The following is a 19641-nucleotide window of genomic DNA, read 5'->3' as shown; positions in this document are numbered from 1 at the left end:
GGCGCCCGTCAGGAAGCGTGGATCTCGGACGCCGCCTGGAGGTCCGAGATCAGGCCGCGCGACTCGGCCGGGTCGGTCGGAACCGCCGCCCCCGGGGGGCCGGCGGGCGGCCGGCCCGCGCGGCGGACCTGGTCCGAGAGCTTGCAGAACGCGCACACCTCGCCGGTGGTCGTCTGCCCGCAGCGCAGGCACTCGCGCAGGTCGACCGGGTCGCCGGCCTGGAAGCGGTGGCGCGCGCGGTCGAGATAGTTGGTGAGAAACGCCGCCTTGGCGCCGGGCGAGACGTCCTCCAGTCGGTTGAGGACCTCCTTGTGGGCGAGCGACGTGGCGCCCCGCGCGAAAGGGCACTCCTCGACGATGTAGTCGATGCCGCGCAGGAAGGCGTAGGCCGCCGTCTCCCGCTCGCTCAGCCGGAACAGCGGCTTGACCCGCCGGACCAGCTTGGGGTGCGTCGCCTCCAGGACGGGACTCTGGCGCGCGAGCGAGGACTCGTCCCAGCGGAGGGTCGAGCCGAACAGGGTGGCGGCCTCGTCGTCCAGGTTGTGGCCGGTCGCGACCACCGCGAAGCCGTGCTCGAGGGCGGCGCGGTTCATGATGTAGCGTTTGGAGAGGCCGCAGGCCGAACAGGTGGGGCGTCGGGTCACGTCCTTGACCTGAGGGATGCCGGCGCCGACGGCGTCGGCCACCCCGACGACGATCAGCCGGGCGCCCCGCTCGGCCGCGAAGACCTCACACTTCGCCTTCGATTCGCGCGAGTAATCGAAGATCCCGAGGTCGATGTACAGCCCGGCCGTGTTGTAGCCGGCCGCGTGGAGCACATCCCAGAGCGCCAGCGAGTCCTTGCCGCCGGACACGGCCACCAGCACCGACTCCTCGCGCCCGAACATCTTCCAGCGCCGGACGGTCTCGAGCGTGTGATGCCGGAAGAAGCCGAGGAAGTCGTCGGCGCAAAAGGCGGTGTTGTGGCGCCGGAGCTCGAGCACCGCGCGGCCGCCGCACTTCTTGCACTTCATCGGCGACCCCCCGAGATGACCGGGCGCACCTCGACGACGTCGTCCTCCCGGACCACCTCGTCCGCCGTCAAGAGCTCACGGCCGCGGATCACCAGCACCGTCTCGGGCAGGACCCCCAACTCGGTCAGCAGGTCCTTGACCCGCCGGCGCCCCGTCAGCGTGAGCTCCTGGCCCCGGTTCCGCAGGATGACTTTCATCCTGCCCACTATACCAACCATTCAGCGCCAGGGGGAGGGCCGGGTCCCGGGTGGCGCCGCTCACTCGGCTGCCTCGCGACCGGCATGGCCGACCACGCCGACGACGGCCGCGATCAGCTCCTCGGGGTCGACCGGCTTCGCCACGTGCCGCTCGAATCCGACCGCGCGGCTCCGCACGCGATCCTCGGCCCGCGCGTAGGCCGTCAGCGCCACCGCGGGGATCCGGCCGCCGTGATCGGGCGGACGCGCCCGGATCGATCGCATCAGCGCGTACCCGTCCTCCCCCGGCATCCCGATGTCCGACACCAGGACGTCGAAGGCCGCTCGGTCGAGCGCCTGGACCGCCTCGGCGGCACCGCCGACCGCCGTCACCTCGGCCCCGAGCTGGGCCAGGAGCATGGTGATCAGGTCGCGCGCGTCGGCCTCGTCGTCCACGAGAAGCACGCGGACCCCGCCGAGCGCCGCCTGTCCCGCCGGGCCTCCGATGGGCCGCGTCCGGCCGGCCGGGTCGGCGGGGCTCGACGGCGTGGGAGCCAGGAGGGGCAGCCACACCCGGAACGTCGCCCCCTGGCCTTCACCCTCGCTCGTCGCCTCGACCCGCCCGCCATGGAGCTCCACGAGATGCCGCACGATGGCCAGGCCGAGCCCGAGTCCGCCGAACGACCGCGTCGTCGTGCTGTCGGCCTGGCGGAAGCGGTCGAAGACGAACGGGAGGAACTCCGGCCGGATGCCCTGCCCGGTGTCGCTCACCTGGATCTCGGCCTGGCCGTCGGCCTGGGCGAGTCGCACCTCGACCCGTCCGCCCGCCGGCGTGAACTTGATCGCGTTCGACAGGAGGTTCCACACGACCTGCTGCAGGCGATCCGGATCGCCCGACACCGGCCCGACCCAGGCCGGAAGGGCCGCGTCGAGCAATACGCGCTTGGCCTCGGCCGCCGGCCGCACGGTTTCCAGGGCTGCCTCGATCACCGACCGCAGGTCGAGCGGCCGGACCTCGAGGCTCAGCTTCCCCGTCACGATCCGTGAGATCTCGAGGAGGCCGTTGATCAGCTGGGCCTGGGTGCGGGCGTTCCGCTCGATCGTCTCGATCGCCCGGGTCCGCATGGCGTCATCGAGCTGGGCGCTCCGCAAGAGCTGGGTCCACCCCAGCACGGCGGTCAGCGGGGTACGGAGCTCGTGGGACAGGGTGGCCAGGAATTCGTCTTTGGCGCGGTTCGCCTCCTCCCCTTCGCGGTAGAGCCGGGCGTTGTCGACTGCGGAGGCCGCCCGGCGCGCCAGGTCCTCGGCGAGCGCCAGCTCGGCGGGCCCGAAGCGTCGGGGGACCATCGACGCGAACGAGATGGCACCCAGCCTCCGGCCGCGGGTGACGAGCGGCACGGCCATGTACGACCGGAAGCCGAGCTGACGGAGGAGCTCGAGGTGCTCGGCGTCCCGAGAGACGGCGCGGAGCTCCGCCTCGGACACTTCGGGCACCATCTCGGGGACGCCGGTCTGGATCACGCGCACGATGGGGTGCGAGCGGTGCGGGTCCAGGGGGTAGCGACGCTGGAGCTCGCGGGCCAGGTCCATCTTCGCCGGGTCGGCATGGGTCACCGCCATCCGGCGGATCGTTCGGTCTGCCTCGACGACGTCCACCGCGCACCAGTCGCCCAGATGCGGAACCGCCAGCCGGGCCAGGCTGGCCAGGGTCGTGGGGTAGTCGAGCGAGGCGTTGAGCACGGTGCTGGCCTCGGCCAGGAACGCGAAGCGCGCCCGGGCGGCCTCCGCCTCGGCCCGCGCCGTCCGCTCGCGGGTCATCAGCTCGGCGCGTTCAGCCTCCGCGCGCTTCCGCTCGGTGATGTCCCGGAGGTACGCCGTGAACATCGGCGGTCCGCTCCAGGCGATCCGCGTGATCGCCAGCTCGACGGGAAGCTCGCTGCCGTCGGCCCGCATCCCCGGCATCTCGATCCGGCGGCCGAGCACCGGGCCCTCCCCGGTGGCGAGGTAGCGGGCCAAGCCCCCCCGATGCTCCTCGCGGAGCGCCGGCGGGATGATGGCCTCCGCCAGTGGCTTCCCGATCACTTCCCGGCGCTGATACCCGAACGTCGCCTCGGCGGCCGGGTTGAACTCGACGATCCGCCCTTCGTGGTCCATCGTGATGATGCAGTCGAGAGCCGATTCCAGGATGGCCCGGGTGCGGGCCTCGCTCTCGCGGAGCGCCGTCTCGGCGTCCTTCCGCTCGACGAACTGGCCGATCTGGCTCCCGATGCTGGCCATCATCTGCAGCAGGTCCTCGTCGGCCGGCCGGATCTCCCGGCTGAAGAACTCGATCACGCCGAGCACGTCGCGACCCATCCGGACCGGGAAGCCGACCCCCGCGTGCAGCCCCTCCTTGGCCGCGACCGGCAGCCGCGGGAAGTTGGGGTCCTGGACCACGTCGGTGATCCAGGCCGGCTCGCCGCTCGCCCAGACCCGGCCGGGCAGGCCTGCGCCTGACGGGAGGGCCGTCCGCCGACTGAGCGCCTCGAACTCGGGAAACGCGTCCTCCGGCACGTGCCAGACCTCGACGCACCGGATCACCTGGGCGGCGCGGTCCACGATCCACAAGCCGCCGAACTCCCACCCGAGGCTCTCGCCGACGGCGCGCAGAATGACGGGCGCGGCGTCGCCGAGGGCCGGCGCCTCCGCCAGGACGCGCGCCACCGCGTGCTCGGCCGCCAGGCGGGCTTCCCGGATCTTGCTCCGGCTCTCCCACTGGGAGGTCTCCACCCGGACGCGCTGGTCGATCGCGGCTCGCAGCAGGGCGTCCGCGGCCGCGCTCTCGAGGATGCGCCCGGCGCGGTGCCTGAGGAACCCGACCATGAGCGCGATCGCGGGGATGGTGAGGGTGAGCACCACGAGGCGGTGGAGGTTGGCGGGCGCGTAGTGGAAGGGCCGGCCGGGGTCGGCCAGGTCGTACACGGCATAGGCCAGCGTGAGGGCGGTGGCGATCAGCCCGGATCGGATGCCCGCGGTGACGGCCGCGTACACGACGGCCGTGAAGTAGAGAGGCGCGGGGTCGGGGAGCGCGAAGGGGGTGCGGGCCAGGAGCTCGACGGCGACCAGGGTCGCCGCCGTGACCAGCACGCCGCCGAGGTCCTTCCCGCGGCGCCCTTTCGAGGCGCCTGGCTGCGCGTCGCTCACTGGGCTCATGCCCGGAGGCGGAAGCGCTGCACCTTGCCGGTGGCGGTCTTGGGCAGCTCGTCCACGACGGTGACCCAGCGGGGGACTTTGAAGGGCGGAAGGCGCGTCCGGGCATGGGCCCGGAGCGCGTCCTCGAGCCCGTCGGCCCCCGTGCCACGGTGCACGACCACGTACGCTCGGGGCTTCAGCAGCCCATCCGCGTCGAGCCCGCCCACCACGGCGCACTCCGCCACGGCGGGATGCTCGAGCAGACACGCTTCGACCTCGAGCGGGGAGACCCAGTTGCCCCCGACCCGCAGGAGGTCGTCGGCCCGTCCCTGGTAGACGTAGTACCCGTCGGCGTCCACCCGGTAGCGGTCGCCGGTGCGGAACCACTCCCCGTGGAACGCGGCCCGGGTCTTCTCGTGCTTGTTCCAGTATCCCGCCGCCAGCGACTCCCCCGACATCCAGAGGTCGCCGACCGCGTCCGGGGGCGCCTCGCGCCCCGCCTCGTCCACGATCTTCGCCCGATAGCCCGGGAGCAGCTGGCCGGAGGAGCCCGGCCGGACGGCCCCGGGGCGGTTCGAGACGTAGATGTAGCCGACCTCGGTCGCCCCGAGCCCGTCCAGGCACTCGACCCCCGTCCGGCGGACCCAGCGCTCGTAGAGCGGGGCGGGCAGCGGTTCTCCGGCCGAGACGCAGAGGCGCAGCGAGGAGAGGTCCGGCGGCGCCGTCTCCGCCTCGCGCAGGAGCGCGGCGAACGAGGTGGGGACCGAGAAGAACACGGTGGGGCGGAGCTTGGCGCAGAGCTCGAACACCCGCGGGGGATCGGGCCGGTCGGCCACCAGCACCGTGGAGGCGCCGCACCAGAACGGCAGGTAGACACAGGAGGTGAGCCCGTAGGAGAAGAAGAGGCGGGGGACGGCGAACGTCCGGTCGTCGGCGGCCAGGCCGAGGACGTGGCGGACGTAGGGCTCCACGCAGAAGAGCATGTCGTGGTGGAGGTGGATGATCGCCTTCGGCCGCCCCGTGGTGCCGGACGAGTAGAGCCAGTAGGCCATGTCGTCGCGGTGGGTGAGGGCGGCGTCGAAGCTCGACGGCTCCGCGGCGTGGGCGGCCTCGAACGGGACGGTCCGCGGCGGGTCGCCGGCGACGACGAGGCAGTGGCGGAGCGTGGGCACCGCCGGCCACACTCGCTCGACCTGTCCGTAGAGGCGCGCGTGGGTGACGAGGGCGACGGCGCGGCTGTCCCGCAGGGCATAGTCGTATTCGTCGGGTGAGCCCAGCGTGGAGAGCGGAACCGGCACCATCCCGGCCTTCATCGCGCCCAGGAACGCGTACACGAACTCCGGCGAATCCGGAAGGAGGATGGCCACCCGCTGCTCGAGCTGGACACCCAGACGCTGGAAGAGGTGGGCGGCCCGCGCCACGCCCGCGGCCAGCTCGCCGTAGGTGACGGCGCGGTCGGGGGTGAGGATGGCCCGCCGCTCGCCCCGGCCGGCGGCGAGATGCCGGTCCACCAGCACCGGCACCATGTTGAAGCGCTCGGGCACCCGCTCGTAGGCGAGCGGCGCCTCGAGCCAGGCGAACTCGCTCATGCCGCTACATTAGTCGGCGCGCCGGAGACCCGTCAAATCGACCGGGCCGACCCGGCGCGCCGGCTCTCGCTCGGGTCTTCCCGCCGGCTCAGAGCTTGCTGTAGCGGACGTTGAGCGTGATCCCCCTCAGCAGGGCGCTCCCGCCCGCGGATTGCAGGAACAGCTCGAGCCTCTGTCCCGGCGGAACCGACGTGGCCGGCACCCGGAACGACTGGGCCGGAATGGTCCCGTCCGGTCGGACCGACACCGGGAACACCTGCGACTGCAGCACCTGTCCCCCCGCGCTCTTCCGCTGGACGATGAAGCGGACCGTCCTGGGCACCGCCTGGGGCTCGGGGGAATCCTCCGGGCTCGCGGCACTCCAGGCCATCCGGCCGCTGAGCGTGAGGGTGCCGGCCACGAGCGTCTTGAGAAACAGCAGCTCCAGCGCCTCGATCGGCGTCAGGTCATCGCAGATCACCAACAACAGCCCGGCCTTGACGAGGGTCAGAGCCACGAGCTCCGGGATGCACCCCGCCAGCAGCACCGCCAGCACCAGGATCATCGCCACCGCGCCCGTCCACTTGGCCCGCATCGCTGTCGTCCTCCCCGTATGGTTCGTCATGCTCATGCCTCGAGCCCAGCGCCCCCGCCGCATCATCAGCTCCGCTGGTAGGCCAGGTTGAGCGTGAAATTGCTCAGCGGGAGATTGGCCCCGATCGGCTTGAACGAGAAGGCGAGCCCATCGTTGGCGTTGAGGACAGTGGCGGGAATCGCGAAGCGCTGGATCGCGATGACGCCGTTGCTCTGGACCGCCATGGGGAAGGAAAAGGTGGCCAGGGTGGCCCCGCCCGCGCTCTTCCGCCGCACGATCATGGTCAGGCGCGACGGGACCGACCCCGGGGCGGCCGGCCTGATCTGGCCGCTGATCTGAAGCACGCCCCGATTGAACGTCGTGGCCCGCCGGACCCGGAGGGTCTCGAGGGCTTGCTCGGTGTCGCGGGCGATGCCGGGGAAGAGTCCGCGATACGAGTACGTGAGGGGGCTGACGTTGCAGGCCTCGATGGCCACGGCCAGGAGGCCGGCGAGCGCGAAGAGACCCAGGGATCGCAATCGCATGGTTCGCCTCCCTTTGTGTGTGGGTGGCGTCGTCACTGCTGCGCTTCAGCGCTTCCGGCGATCCTACGTGGTGACCTCGTCGGTGCGCTTGACCTCGGCCAGGAACCCGTTGAGGCTGCCGAGGTGGGTGCGGTGCACGACGTCGTGCGGGATCACGGCCCCGTCCGGGCCGCGGACGTCCATGGCCGCCGTGGCGTCCGAGAGCAGGGTGACCTTGAAGCCGCGGTGGGCGGCCTCGCGGGCCGTGGTGTCGCAGCACATCTGCGTCATGAAGCCCGAGACGATGACGCGCTCGACCCCGTGCTTCCGGAGCTCGTCCTCCAGCGGCGTGTTGGTGAACGAGCCGGGCAAGTGCTTCTGGATCACCGGCTCGCCGGCCGCCGGCGTGACCGCGGGATGGATCGCCAGCGCCGGGCTGCCGGGGACGAACGTGGTGGCGTTCGGCCGCCGGCTCTCGTGCACGATGTGGAAGACCGGGATCTGGCGGGCCCGGGCCCACTCGAGGGCCCGGGCGATCCGGGTGATCGCCTGGGGCCCGTCGGGCAGCACGATCTTCCCGACGGGCGCGAAGTACTCCTGCTGAGCGTCGATGATGAGCAGCGCCGTCTTGTCCATGGAATCCTCCTCGCGCCGCGGGGCCAGCTCAGATCTTCGGAGGGGGCTGACGCCCCCTCCGATTCCTCCCCCCGGAAGTTGTACGCGGGCGAAGCCCGCGCTCGGAGCGCTTCGGCAGGAAACGCGTGGATGCTCGCGAACGGATCGGCGTGCCCCAGCATTCGCTAGACCACGACACCCGGGGCGCCGGCGCGCTCCGGGCGGGGCGTGTAGGGGTACGGACCTTCCAAGGGCGTGCCCTCCGCGAAACGCCGGAGGCCGAACGCCCGGATGTCCACGGTCTTGGCCTCGCCGTCGAGGATCAGCTCCGCCAGGCACGTCCCCACGGCAGGGGCGATCTTGAACCCCGATCCGCTGAAGGCGGTTGCCAGGTAGAGCCCGTCGATCCCGGGCGCGCGGTCGAGGATGGCGTGGCGGTCGGCGCTGTAGAGGTCGAAGGCCCGGAAGCCGCGGGCCAGGGTGGCGCGCTCCATGGCCGGGATGCGGCGCGTCAGGATCCGCGCACCCTCGGTGGAGGCCTGCGGCGGAAGCCCGGCGCCGACCGTGTCGGGGTCGATGTCGTAGTCGAGACACGGCACGCCGACGATGGTGAGGATCCCGCTCTCGGACCGGAAGTAGGAGCCCTGGATCGTGTCGATGACCGTCATGTGCGGCTCGCCGAGGTCGGGCGGCCGCCTGACGAGGACCGTGTCGATGGCCTTGGTCCGGGCGGGCAGCTCGAGGCCGACCGCGCGACAGAGCCGGAGGGCCCAGGCCCCCGCCGCCACCACCACGACGGGAGCCGCGATCGGACCGGCACTCGTCTCCACGCCGCCGACCCGCCCGTCCCGCACGGTGACCCGGCTCACCGCGGTCCACTCGAGGACGCGCCCGCCCAGCTCGCGCAGCCGGCGCCCGAATCCCGCGACCACGTCGGCGGGACTCGCGTAGCCGCTCTCGGGCTCGTAGGCGGCGGCGCCGACGTCGTCCACGCTCATGAAGGGCTGGAGTCCCTTCACCTCGTCGCCCGACAGGGCGACCGTGGGGATCCCGATGCCCCGCAGGATCTCGACGTTCTTCCGCAGGTGGTCCGCGTGCTCGGGGGCCACGAGGTTGAGAAAGCCGGTGCGGGTGAACACGGCCGGCCCGCCCATGATCTCGGCCCAGTGCCGGAAGACGGGATAACTCGCCCAGGCCAGCCGGGCGTCCCACTCGTTGGTGTAGTGCATGCGGACCAGCGCGCTGGAGCGCCCCGAGGCCCCGGTGGCGAGCGCCCCTTGCTCGACGAGGATGACGCGGCGGGCCCCCTTGGCGGCCAGGGCGTAGCCGATGCTGGCGCCGTTGACGCCGCCCCCGACCACCACCACATCGGCCGTCTCTGCCATGGCTGGAGGGCTGCTATGTTACAACAGTTACCCACGATCCCGCCGCGCGGGAGGCCGAGCACCAGCCGCCAGGTACGCCTGGCACGGCGATCGCCTGGGTGGCGTGATGGCGAGGGTCCCCCAACTTCGTGCTACCCTTCACGTCGAGCACGACATGGAATTCGAGCGGTTCCTGGCGGTCCTGCGGGCCCTCGAACGCGAGCGGGTCGAATATGTGCTAATCGGCGCAACCGCGCTCAGTCTCCACGGGATCATCCGCGCGACGGAGGACATCGACCTGTTCGTCCGGCCGACGGCCGACAATGTCGAGCGCCTCGGGCGAGCATTCCGATCCGTCTGGGACGACCCCGACATCGACCAGATCAGGCTGGAGGACCTCGCCGGGGACTTCCCGACGATCCGATATGGCCCGCCGGGTGAGGACTTCGTCATCGACCTCCTGTCCCGCCTGGGCTCGGCGTTCGGGTTCGACGACCTCGAAAGTGAGATCGTGGTGGTCGAGGGAATAAATGTCTGCGTGGCGACGCCCTCGACGCTCTATCGGATGAAGAAAGACACGGTGCGGCCGATCGATCGGGCGGATGCCGCCGCCCTCAAGGAAAAGTTCGGCCTCCAGGACGGGTAGGATGCCGGTCGAGCGTTTCCGAGACCTGGACGAGGCGCGGCGGGCGCTGTGGGTGGCGCGCGGCGATCCGCGCCTGACGGCACGGATCCGGCGGCTGTGGTCCTTCTCGTCCCGCCTGGTGACGCTGGGAATCCCGCGAGGCGTCAGGAAGTTCCGGCAGATCGAGGATGCCAACCGAGAGCGCGACGAGTGGGTCGAGCGCCGCGTCCGGGCCCTGCGTAGAGAGCGAGCATCGGGCTGACCGCGCCCGCCCCTCGTCCTCGGTCTTCGCGTGATGCGGCGCCGAGCCGGCCGGCGCCCCGTCACTCCTCCAGGATGAAGGTGATCTCCATGGTCACCCGGTACTCGGTGATTCGACCCTTCTCGATGTGGGCCTTCTGCTCCACGACGTGGAGGCCGGTGATGCCCCGCACCGTCTTGCTGGCCCGCTTGAGGCCCTGCTCGACGGCGTCCTGCCAGCTCTTCGCCGAGGCCGCGGTGATCTTGGTGACGCGTGCGACAGCCATGGTCGCCCTCCTTGGCGCGGTCGGTTGATCGGCCGGTACGCCCCGGCTACCCGGCGATCGGGGCGATGAGGTCCGGCGGCGGGTCCTTGCGCTCGATCAGCTTCGCCCGGGCGGCCGCGCCCGTCAATTCCCTCCCGGGCCGTCCGGGGTCGGGCCCGGGCGACGCACGACGCGCCGGGCCTTGAGCTCGTAGCGCGGCAGGCTCCGGGCCGGCACGGCCGCGACGTCCACCCGGATGCCGACGTCCCGCCGGACGGCCTCCGTCACGTCTCGCACCGTCTCGCGCAGCGTCTCCGGCGGGCAGGCGTTCCCGTCGATCTCCAGGAGGAGGCGGACCTCGTCCATGGGGCCTCGCCGGAAGACCTCGATCTGGAACTCGTCGACCCGCGCGAAGCGCCGCACGATGCCCTCCAGGGCGGACGGAAACACGTTGACGCCCCGGACGATCAGCATGTCGTCGACGCGCCCGAGAATCCCCCCGTCGAGGCGAAGGAACGTCCGCCCGCACGAGCACGGCCGGGCATCGAGCCGCACGCGGTCCCCCGAGCGGTATCGGAGGACCGGCGAGCCCCACCGCCCGAGGTTCGTGAGCGTGAGCTCGCCCACCTCACCGGGACCGACCAGCCGCCCGCTCTCCGGGTCGAGCACCTCGGCGATGAACTCGCGCTCGTTGACGTGGAGCCCCGCCTGCGCCGCGCACTCGAACCCGTAGGCCCCCACCTCGGTCATCCCGGCGTGATCGAAGGCCGTGGCGCCCCAGAGGGTCTCGAGGCGCTGGCGGACGGCCGGGATCCCGGCGCCGGGCTCGCCGGCGTGAACCGTGATGCGGACCCCGAGCGTGACCGGGTCGATGCCCTGGCTCGCCGCGATCTCGGCTAGGTGGAGCCCGTAGGAAGGCGTGCAGACGAGCGCCGTCGCGCCCAGCTCGCGGATCCAGTGGAGCCGCGTGGGCGAGTCCTGGCCGCCGCCCGGAATCGCCAGGGCGCCGAGCGTCCGCGCCCCTTCGAGCCCGGCCCAGAAGCCGACGAAGAGGCCGAACGAGAACGGAAAGAAGATACGGTCTCCGGGCCCCAGGCCGGCCGCGCGGAAGACGTACGTCCAGCAGTGCGCCCACCAGGTCCAGGAGGCGTCCGTCTCGAGCCAGCGGATCGGCGCGCCGGTGGTGCCGGAGGTCTGGAACACGCGGACATAGCGCTCGGCGGGATAGGTCACGTTGGTGCCGAAGGGCGGATGCGCGGCCTGGTCGGCGGCGAGGTCGGGCTTGGTGAGGCGCGGGAGCGCGGCGAAGTCATCCCATGAGGCGAGCTCACGCGGATCGCGGAGGCCGGCCGCCGCGAAGCGCGCCCGCCAGAAGGCGTTCGACGCCCACACGTCCCCGAGCCCGGCCTGAAGGCGATCCCACTGGTGGGCGCGCAGCCGCTCGACGGGCGCCGTCTCCGCCGCCCGGTCGACGAACGTGACCTCCCTCACGCGTCCTTGCCGGTGATCACCCAGAGCGTGCGCGCCTGGCCCGCCCCGAGGTTCTCCCAGGTGTGCGGCACTCCCCCGTCCAGATGGGCCGAGTCTCCCGCCTCCATGAGATGGCGCTCGCCGTTCACGTGCAGGGCCACCTTTCCCTGGAGGACGTACATGAGCTTCATCTGGCCCGGCTCGATCAGGACCCGCTCGGGAGGCACGCTCGTCCCCCGCCCGCGAAGCGTGGAGACCACGGCTCGGACCTTGCCCCGGAAGAGGCCGGCGGCCAGCACTTCCCAGCGCTCGGTCGAGCCGTCGAAGCTCACCACCGCGTAGTCCTTCTTGCGCCCGATGTGGACCCGGCCGTTGGGCGCCTGCTCGAACAGCGTCCCGATGGGCACGCCGAGGGCGCCGGCCAGCCGGCCGAGCGTGTGGAGAGAGGGCGTCAGCTTGTCGGACTCGATCTGCGACACGAGGCTCGCGGTCAGCCCGGCCTTCTGGGCGAGCTCCTTCTGCCGGATGCCTCGCTCCGACCGCAGCCCCTTGATCCGCGCGCCGAGCGACATGCCTCAGTCCAGCCGCACGTACTCGAAGTCGATCGGCTGCCCGTTGATCCCGCGCGGCGGCGGCGCGATCCAGCTGGCGAATCGGCCCGGCTCGATCACGGGCTTCATCAGGTTCTGCACGTAGGTCTCGTCCTCCCGGGTGGGGATCCACTCGAGCCGGCGGGCGTCCCATTCGGCCTGGCTCAGGACCCGGCCCTCCGGCGACACCCGCGCCCCGGCGAAGCTTCCGATGGCGCGGTGGAAGCCGCGGTGCGGCAGCCTGAACTCGAAGTCGATGCCGGCCTTCTTGATGATCTGGTTCCACCGGTCGAGGCCCCGCTGGCAGTCGGCGATGTAGTCGTCGCGCAGCCGCTCGTTGAGCGCCGTGAGGGCCGGCTCCTCCCGAGCCACGATGCGGTCGCCTTCGAGTCGGGTGACCGGGTAGGTCGCGTCGGTGAGGATGTGGTCGTCGTCCTTCTTGGTCTCCTCGAACCGGCCCTTCAGCCCGGACGTGTAGAAGTTCGCCGCGTTGGTGGAGACCTCGGAGCCGAAGAGGTCGAGCGACACCGAGTAGTGGAAGTTCAGGTACCGCTGGATGGTGGACAGGTCGATGCCACCGTGCTTCCGCACGTCGTCGGTCTTGTGCTTCCGCATCAGCTCACAGGTCCGCTGGACGATCCGCCCGAGGCCGGTCTCGCCCACGAACATGTGGTGGGCTTCTTCGGTCAGCATGAACCGGCAGGTCCGGGAGAGAGGGTCGAACCCGCTCTCGGCGAGGCTGCAGAGCTGGTACTTCCCGTCGCGGTCGGTGAAGTAGGTGAACATGAAGAAGGAGAGCCAGTCGGGGGTCTTCTCGTTGAAGGCGCCCAGGATACGGGGCTTGTCCTGATCCCCCGAGCGCCGCTGCAGGAGCGCTTCCGCCTCCTCGCGGCCGTCGCGCCCGAAGTGGGCGTGGAGGAGGTAGACCATCGCCCACAGGTGGCGGCCCTCCTCCACGTTGACCTGGAAGAGATTCCGCAGGTCGTAGAGGGAGGGGCAGGTCCGTCCGAGGTGCCGCTGCTGCTCGACCGAGGCCGGCTCCGTGTCTCCCTGGGTCACGATGAGCCGGCGGAGCACGCCCCGGTGTTCACCGGGGACGTCCGGCCAGGCCGGCTGGCCCCGGTGGGCCCCGAACGGGATCGTCCGGCCCGGCTCCGGCTCGGCCAGGAAGATGCCCCAGCGGTAGTCCGGCATCTTGACGTAGTCGAAGTGCGCCCATCCCTTCGAGTCGACGCTGACGGCGGTCCGGAGATAGACCTCCTTGGCCTGGTAGCCGACCGGCCCCATCTGAGACCACCACTGGAGGAACCTCGGCTGCCACTCCTCCAGGGCGCGGAGCAGCCGCCGATTCTGGTGGAGGTCGACATTGTTCGGAATGCGCTCGCCGTAGTCGATGCCGGCCATCAGGCCCTCCTCCGGTCGAACTCCGGGCGCTGGCCCGTGCCGTACACCGAGAGCGCGCCCTTCGCCCCGACCGCGTTCGGGCGCTGGAAGATCCAGTTCTGCCAGGCGGACAGGCGACCGAAGACCTTGGTTTCCAGGGTCTCGGGCCCGCCGAAGCGCAGGGACGCCTCCATGCCCGTCAAGGCGTCGGGCGAGAGCGCCACCCGCTCCTCCAGGGCGAGCCGGACCTCGTCGTCCCAGTCGATGTCGTCGGGCGTGAAGGTGACGAGGCCGGCCTTGTCGGCCGCGGCCGCGTCCAGATCCTGCCCGATGCGTCCCCGGAGCTCGTCGACGCGCCCGGGCTCGCCGAGGAAGCGGCTCTGAAGACGCGTGAGCCCGTTCGGCATCGGGTAGGCGCCGAAGTTCGGCTCGCCGAGACGCACCGTGGCCGCCGGCCGGTCGTCGCCCTCGCGGGTGCCGGCCAGCATGTAGGCGCGGTCGGCGGCCAGCGCCAGCTCGAGGAGGGTCCCCGTGAAGCACGAGCCGGGCTCGATCAGCGCGAAGATCGAGCGCGACGACGCATCGAGGCGCTTGAGGGTGCGCCGGAGATAGAGCCGGATCTCGCGGACCAGCCAGTCGGCCTGGTGGTGGACCAGCAGCCGGTCGTACGCGTCCACAAGGTCGGCGCGGCCCTCGGTCCGGATCACCCACAGGCCGATCGCGTCCTCGTTGGTGCGGAGGTGCAGGACCAGGTCGTCCAGCTCGCGGGCCAGCGCCAGCGGCCAGAAGCCGCTTCCGGCCGCGTGGAGGCCCGCGAGGTCGGCCGGCGGGGCCGCCTCGGGGGCCCGCAGCGTGATCTCGGCCAGGCCCCGGTCGCGGTCGAGCTGACAGGCGACGTGGCCGTACAGGATGCGGTCGCCGTCGATCGTGCGGAGCAAGGAGAGCAGCCGGACGCCGGTGGCGCCCGCGGGCCGGTCGGTCCGGGACGCGGCCTCGGCCGCCCGCTGTCTCACCGTCTCCTCGAGGCGCGAGCGCGGCGTGAGCTCGTCGACCAGCCCCCAGTCGAGCGCCCGCTGGCCCTTGACCCCCTCCTCGGTGGTGCAGAAGAAGTCGGCGCGGTCGCGGCGCACGCGCCGCTTGTCGACCAGCCGGGTCAGGCCGCCGGTGCCGGGCAGCACCCCCAGCAGCGACACTTCGGGAAGGGAGACGGCCGTGTTGCCGTCATCCGCCATGATGATGTAGTCGGTGGCCAGGGCGATCTCGTAGCCGCCGCCGGCGCAGGCGCCGGCCACCGCGGCGAGGTAGGACTGGCGCGACTCGGATGATGCCTCCTCGATCGCGTTGCGGGTCTCGTTGGTGAACTTGCAGAAGTTCACCTTCCAGCCGTGGCCCGACTGGCCCAGCATCCGGATGTTGGCGCCCGCACAGAACACCCGCTCCTTGCCGGAGGTGATCACCACGGCGCCGACCTCGGGATGCTCGAAGCGCAGGCGCTGGATGGCGTCGGAGAGCTCGATGTCCACCCCGAGGTCGTAGGAGTTGAGCTTCAGCTCGTATCCCGGGCGGATCCCGCCGTCCTCCCGGACGTCCATCGTCAGGGTCGCTACCCGTCCGTCGATGGCGAGCTTCCAGTGCCGGTACCGGGCCGGCTCGGTCCGGAAGTCCACCAGGCGCTTGTCGGCGTCAGCCATGACTGCTCTCTCCGGATCCATGCGGTCCCTCGTCAGGTAGCCATTCCCCGTCGCCGCGACGGGCCGACATGCCCAGGGGCCAGACGCCCGCCACCGGCAGTCCCGCCAGCTCCCGCAGCGCCCGGGCCACGTAGACGCGCGTCATCCGCTTCCGGTAGTGGTAAACGAGATCCGTGTTGTCCAGAGGCTTCGACGGCGTGGCCGCCGCCCCGGCGGCACGCTCGATCACCTCGGGCGTGAGGCGCTCGCCGACCAGCACCCGGGCGGCGGCGGGCGCCTCGCGGGGCTGGGAGGCGACGGCGCCCAGCACGATGCGGGCCTCCCGGCAGACGTCGCCCTCGAGCCGCACGGCGGCGGCGACGCCGAGCACCGGAAAGTCGAACGCCCCGCGCCGCCGGAGCTTCCAGTAGGTGGCTCGCCAGCCGTCCACCGGCGGGACCCGGATCTCGGCGACGATCTCGTCGGGCGCCTTCCGGAGGTAGCGGATGCCGTCGTCCTGGTAGAGGGCTGCCATCGGGATCCGCCGCTCGCCGGCCGGGCCGATCAGCACGAGCTCGGCGCCGAGGCTCCAGAGGACGGGGGCCGTGTCCGACGACGAGACCGCCCAGCAGCGCGAGCTGCCCGGCGCCACGAGGCAGATGTCCCCGTCCTTCTTCATGCAGAAGCCGATCGCCTTCCGCCACTCGTAGGACTGGTTGTAGTAGTTACACCGCGTGTCGACGCAGACGTTTCCCCCGAGGGTCCCCATGTTGCGGAGCTGGGGCGTGGAGACGACCCCGGCGGCCCGGGCCAGCCCGGTGTAGTGCGTCGCCACCTCGGGGTGCTCGGCGACGCGGGTCAGCGTCGCCCCGGCGCCGATCCGCATGCCCTCTCGGGCGCTCCCCGCGATCTGAGCGAGGTCACGGATCCCGCGCAGCCCCACCAGCACGCTCGGCTCGAACTGCCGCCGCTTCATGTTCGGATAGAGGTCCGTTCCCCCCGCCACGACCATCGCCTCGGGACCGTGCTCGGCGAGGAGTCGCGCCGCCTCCTCGAGCCGCCGCGGGGCGAGGTAGGTGAACGGCGGGAGCCGCATCATGGCCGCGGCTCTTGTCCAACAGGGGGCCGACGGTCGTTGCTCCCGTGGATCGTCGTGGAGGCTCGGCCCTCGGGATCGACCCACGGGGGCGGAACCCGGGTCGGGTCCCGGAAGACGACGGGGGGCAGGCGTTCGGGGCCGAACCGGCCGGGCCGCCCCTTGGCCCGGTCGTCGAGGGCCTTCAGGATCTTCTCCGGCGTGATCGGGACCTCGTCGATCCGCACGCCCACCGCGTCCCAGACGGCGTTGGCGATGGCCGGGATGACCGGAAGGAGCGGGCCCTGGCCGGCCTCCTTGGCCCCGAACGGCCCCTCAGGGTCGCGGGTCTGGACGAGGATCGTCGTGATCTCGGGCGTCTCCAGCGTCGTCGGGCTCTTGTACTCCAGCATCGAGGGGATCTTGTGGAGCCCGTGGCGGAAGACCTGCTCCTCCATGAGCGCCTCGCCGATCCCCATGTAGATGGAGCCCTCGACCTGGCCCTCGACCAGCAGGGGATTGATCGCGGTGCCGCCGTCGTGGGCGACCCAGACGCGGTCGATCCGGATCTCGCCCGTGTCCGGGTCCACCTCGAGCTCGACGACCGAGGCCGTGTAGGAGTAGGCCGGTGTCGGGCCCACCCCGGCGCCCTTGAATTTGGCGGCGCGCTTGGGCGGCGTGTAGGAGCCGGCCGCGACCAGAGTCCCGTAGGCCGCCTCGGCGAGGCGGGCCGCCTCGTCGAAGGCGAGGCCCCGGGCCGGCTCCTGCCGCAGGAAGATCCGCCGGTCGCGCGCCTCGAGGTCGGCCGGGGAGACCTCCAGCTTCTTGGCCGCGGCGTCGAGCAGGAGGCCGCGGAGCTTCTCGGCCGCCTCCTTGGCGGCGTTGCCGCTCATGAGCGTCACCCGCGAGGAGTAGGAGCCGAGGTCGACCGGCGTGAGGTCGGTATCGGCGGTGACCACGCGGATGTCCTCGGGGCGGATCCCCAGCACCTCGGCCACCACGTAGGCGAGGATCGAGTCGGACCCCTGCCCGATGTCGATCGAGCCGCAGAAGGCGGCCACGCCGCCGCCCCGGTCGATCTTCACCATGACGCCCGAGTGCGGCATGTCGTTCCAGTAGATGGGCAGCCCGGCCCCGGAAATGTAGGAGGAGGCGGCGATCCCGATGCCGCGGCCATAGGGGAGCTTCCGGAACTTCTCCCGCCAGCCCGAGGCCGCCACGACCCGGTCGAGGCACTCCCGGAGCCCGGAGGTGGTGATGGTCAGGTGGTTCACGGTCTTGGTGTGCTCGTCGACGGCGTGCCGGCGGCGCAGCTCGGCGGGGTCGAGGCCGAGCGCCTCGGCGATCTTGTCGAGGTGGACCTCGAGCGCGAAGCGCGGCTGGGGCGTTCCGTGGCCACGCTTGGGGCCGCATGGCGGCTTGTTGGTGAAGACCCGGCAGCCCTCGAACTTGTAGCGCTCGACCTTGTAGGTCACGGTCTGGAGCGCGCCCGTGTAGAAGGTCGAGGCCACGCCGTAGGAGCCGTAGGCTCCGCCGTCGAGATACGACCGGAAGTGGATCGCCCGGATCTGGCCGTCGCGCGTGACGCCCGACTTGATCCACATGAGGACGGGATGCCGGCCGCGGTGCGTGTAGAAGACCTCCTCCCGGGTGAGCGTCGTCTTCACGGGGCGCCCGGTGAGCTGGGCCAGGCGACAGACCACCATCTCGTGGCTGAAGGGATCGGATTTGCCGCCGAAGGCGCCGCCGTTCGGCGTCGCGATGACCCGGATGTGGCTCATCGGAAGGCCGAGCACCCGGCCGAGCGCCCGGTGGACGTAGTGGGGCGTCTGGGTCGAGGACCACAGGGTCAGCTTCGCGTCGGCGCCCCACTGGGCGACGGCGGCGTGCTGCTCCATCGGGAGGTGCGTGTTCCCCTGGAAGAAGAAGACGTCCTCGCGGACGAGGTCGGCTCCCTGGAAGCCTTCCTCGACATCGCCGAACTCGAGGGACACCATCTTGTGGATGTTGTGGCCGTCGCCGTACTCGTGGATCCGGTGGCTCCCGTCGCGGAGGGCCTCCTCGATCGACATGAGCGGCGGGAGCGGCTCGTACTCCACCTCGATGAGGTGCATGGCCCGCTCGGCCGTCTCCTCGTCGACCGCGGCCACGGCGGCCACCGGGTCGCCCACGAAGCGGACCTTCTCCCGGCAGAGCGGCTCCTCGTCCTGGCTCACCGGCATGATGCCGAACTTCACCGGCGGGAAGTCCTGGCCCGTGATGACCGCATAGACGCCGGGCAGCGCGCGGGCCCGGCGTCCGTCGACGCGCTTGACGAGGGCGTGAGGGTGCTGGGCGCGGAGGATCTTCGCGTAGGCCATCCGCGGCAGGACGAGGTCGTCGGCGAATCGGGTCTCGCCGGTGACCTTGGCCCAGGCGTCGACCTTGGGCAGCGGCTGGCCGACGACCGAGAGCGGGCCCTCCCTCATGCGCGCGCTCCCGCGATGCGGCCGGCCGCCAGCTCCACCGCATCCAGGATCTTCGTGTAGCCCGTGCAGCGGCAGAGGTTCCCGGCCAGCGCGGCCTTGACCGCGTCCCGCGTCGGCCGGGGCTCCCCCTCGAGCAGCGCCATCGCGGTGAGCAGGATCCCCGGCGTGCAGTAGCCGCACTGGGCCGCCCCCAGCTCCGCGAAGGCGCGCTGGAGCGGGTGGAGGCCATCCGGCCCGGCCATGCCCTCGACGGTCAGGATCTCCGCCCCCTGGCACTCGACGGGCAGGGCCAGGCAGGAGAGCACGGGCTCGCCGTCGACCAGCACGGTGCAGGTCCCGCACTCGCCGAGCTCGCAGCCATGCTTGGTCCCGATGAGGCCGAGGTCCTCCCGCAAGACCTCGAGCAAGGTCTTGTGCACCGGGACCGCGACCTCGTGGATCTCGCCGTTGACCGTGAGGGACAGAAGGGTCCGCATCGGCACACTCCGGTCCGGGATTCAGCCTAGATGAAGTACAGTTAATAAATACTAAATCGCCCCGACGCTGTCAAGCCGGGCCGGTCTTCACCGTGCCGGTGCCGGTGCGCTACCAGCTCGCCTTCGACGCGGAGCTGACGCGCGCGGTGCTGCGCATCTTCCTGCGCACCGTCTTCAGGTGACTGCGGCGGCATGCGAGCCGGCAGGGGGTGGTCGACGCCCGCGGCGGAGCTCACTCCACTCGCTCGTCTTCGACGGCGTCTACACGCGCACGACCCCGACCGCCCGGCCCATCTTCCACCGCCTGCCGCCGCCGACCGATGCCGACATCACGGCGCTCCTCACGCGGCTGCACCGCCGCGCTGTGGGGGCC

At 71.6% G+C, this 19641-nt stretch carries 19 protein-coding genes; 3 read left to right on the top strand and 16 right to left on the bottom strand.

The window, feature by feature from the left end; translation table 11 throughout:
• Window positions 1–8 precede the first annotated feature (8 nt).
• From VGW35_01625 to VGW35_01590, 8 genes are all read right to left on the bottom strand, one after another.
• Window positions 9–1013 carry an ATP-binding protein gene (locus tag VGW35_01625; GenBank protein HEV8306340.1) on the bottom strand — a complete coding sequence of 335 codons (1005 nt, stop codon included), beginning with the start codon at window positions 1011–1013 and terminating at the stop codon, window positions 9–11.
• Window positions 1010–1210, bottom strand: a complete 201-nt coding sequence (locus VGW35_01620) for a MoaD/ThiS family protein (GenBank protein ID HEV8306339.1) — start codon at window positions 1208–1210, stop codon at window positions 1010–1012. The genes VGW35_01625 and VGW35_01620 overlap by 4 nt, the downstream gene beginning before the upstream one ends.
• A gap of 60 nt (window positions 1211–1270) precedes the next feature.
• On the bottom strand, window positions 1271–4372 hold the full coding sequence (locus VGW35_01615) for an ATP-binding protein (GenBank protein HEV8306338.1): 3102 nt from the start codon (window positions 4370–4372) through the stop codon (window positions 1271–1273).
• Window positions 4373–4377: 5 nt separating this feature from the next.
• A complete protein-coding gene (locus VGW35_01610; GenBank protein HEV8306337.1) occupies window positions 4378–5949 on the bottom strand; it encodes a benzoate-CoA ligase family protein in 1572 nt (523 codons plus the stop codon).
• 88 nt (window positions 5950–6037) lie between these two features.
• Window positions 6038–6523 (bottom strand): hypothetical protein, encoded by a 486-nt coding sequence (locus VGW35_01605; GenBank protein ID HEV8306336.1) that lies wholly within the window; start codon window positions 6521–6523, stop codon window positions 6038–6040.
• A 65-nt stretch (window positions 6524–6588) separates the two neighbouring features.
• Window positions 6589–7047 carry a hypothetical protein gene (locus VGW35_01600; GenBank protein ID HEV8306335.1) on the bottom strand — a complete coding sequence of 153 codons (459 nt, stop codon included), beginning with the start codon at window positions 7045–7047 and terminating at the stop codon, window positions 6589–6591.
• 63 nt (window positions 7048–7110) lie between these two features.
• On the bottom strand, window positions 7111–7662 hold the full coding sequence (locus VGW35_01595; protein ID HEV8306334.1) for a cysteine hydrolase family protein: 552 nt from the start codon (window positions 7660–7662) through the stop codon (window positions 7111–7113).
• Window positions 7663–7826: 164 nt separating this feature from the next.
• Window positions 7827–9026 (bottom strand): FAD-binding oxidoreductase, encoded by a 1200-nt coding sequence (locus VGW35_01590; GenBank protein HEV8306333.1) that lies wholly within the window; start codon window positions 9024–9026, stop codon window positions 7827–7829.
• Between the two features lie 154 nt (window positions 9027–9180).
• Here VGW35_01590 and VGW35_01585 point away from each other — a divergent pair, with 154 nt between their 5' ends.
• Together VGW35_01585 and VGW35_01580 are read left to right on the top strand one after the other, a co-directional pair.
• Window positions 9181–9651 carry a nucleotidyl transferase AbiEii/AbiGii toxin family protein gene (locus VGW35_01585; GenBank protein HEV8306332.1) on the top strand — a complete coding sequence of 157 codons (471 nt, stop codon included), beginning with the start codon at window positions 9181–9183 and terminating at the stop codon, window positions 9649–9651.
• Window position 9652: 1 nt separating this feature from the next.
• On the top strand, window positions 9653–9892 hold the full coding sequence (locus VGW35_01580) for a hypothetical protein (GenBank protein HEV8306331.1): 240 nt from the start codon (window positions 9653–9655) through the stop codon (window positions 9890–9892).
• 61 nt (window positions 9893–9953) lie between these two features.
• Here VGW35_01580 and VGW35_01575 read toward each other — a convergent pair whose 3' ends face one another.
• The 8 genes from VGW35_01575 to VGW35_01540 all read right to left on the bottom strand — a co-directional run bounded on the left by VGW35_01575 (window position 9954) and on the right by VGW35_01540 (window position 19268).
• Window positions 9954–10157: a dodecin family protein gene (locus tag VGW35_01575; GenBank protein HEV8306330.1), complete on the bottom strand. Its 204-nt coding sequence runs from the start codon at window positions 10155–10157 to the stop codon at window positions 9954–9956.
• Between the two features lie 123 nt (window positions 10158–10280).
• Window positions 10281–11627: an AMP-binding protein gene (locus VGW35_01570; protein HEV8306329.1), complete on the bottom strand. Its 1347-nt coding sequence runs from the start codon at window positions 11625–11627 to the stop codon at window positions 10281–10283.
• Window positions 11624–12178 (bottom strand): XRE family transcriptional regulator, encoded by a 555-nt coding sequence (locus tag VGW35_01565; GenBank protein HEV8306328.1) that lies wholly within the window; start codon window positions 12176–12178, stop codon window positions 11624–11626. The genes VGW35_01570 and VGW35_01565 overlap by 4 nt, the downstream gene beginning before the upstream one ends.
• A 3-nt stretch (window positions 12179–12181) precedes the next feature.
• Entirely contained in the window at window positions 12182–13600 is a 1419-nt protein-coding gene (gene boxB, locus VGW35_01560; protein HEV8306327.1) for a benzoyl-CoA 2,3-epoxidase subunit BoxB, read from the bottom strand.
• Window positions 13600–15270 (bottom strand): 2,3-epoxybenzoyl-CoA dihydrolase, encoded by a 1671-nt coding sequence (boxC, locus tag VGW35_01555; GenBank protein HEV8306326.1) that lies wholly within the window; start codon window positions 15268–15270, stop codon window positions 13600–13602. Before boxC ends, boxB begins: the two co-directional genes overlap by 1 nt.
• Complete coding sequence (locus VGW35_01550; protein HEV8306325.1) at window positions 15263–16348, bottom strand: xanthine dehydrogenase family protein subunit M; 1086 nt, start codon at window positions 16346–16348, stop codon at window positions 15263–15265. The genes boxC and VGW35_01550 overlap by 8 nt, the downstream gene beginning before the upstream one ends.
• On the bottom strand, window positions 16345–18792 hold the full coding sequence (locus VGW35_01545; protein ID HEV8306324.1) for a molybdopterin cofactor-binding domain-containing protein: 2448 nt from the start codon (window positions 18790–18792) through the stop codon (window positions 16345–16347). The genes VGW35_01550 and VGW35_01545 overlap by 4 nt, the downstream gene beginning before the upstream one ends.
• Entirely contained in the window at window positions 18789–19268 is a 480-nt protein-coding gene (locus tag VGW35_01540) for a (2Fe-2S)-binding protein (GenBank protein HEV8306323.1), read from the bottom strand. The genes VGW35_01545 and VGW35_01540 overlap by 4 nt, the downstream gene beginning before the upstream one ends.
• A 178-nt stretch (window positions 19269–19446) precedes the next feature.
• On the opposite strand from VGW35_01540, the gene VGW35_01535 reads away from it, so the two are divergent.
• Window positions 19447–19641: hypothetical protein (locus tag VGW35_01535; protein HEV8306322.1), on the top strand; the 195-nt coding region annotated here is incomplete at its 3' end.

This window comes from Candidatus Methylomirabilota bacterium (assembly GCA_036005065.1).
GTDB lineage: Bacteria > Methylomirabilota > Methylomirabilia > Rokubacteriales > DASRDR01 > DASYQW01.
Note: the sequence above shows the minus strand (reverse complement) of the source record. Positions and strands in the feature narration are given on the sequence as shown.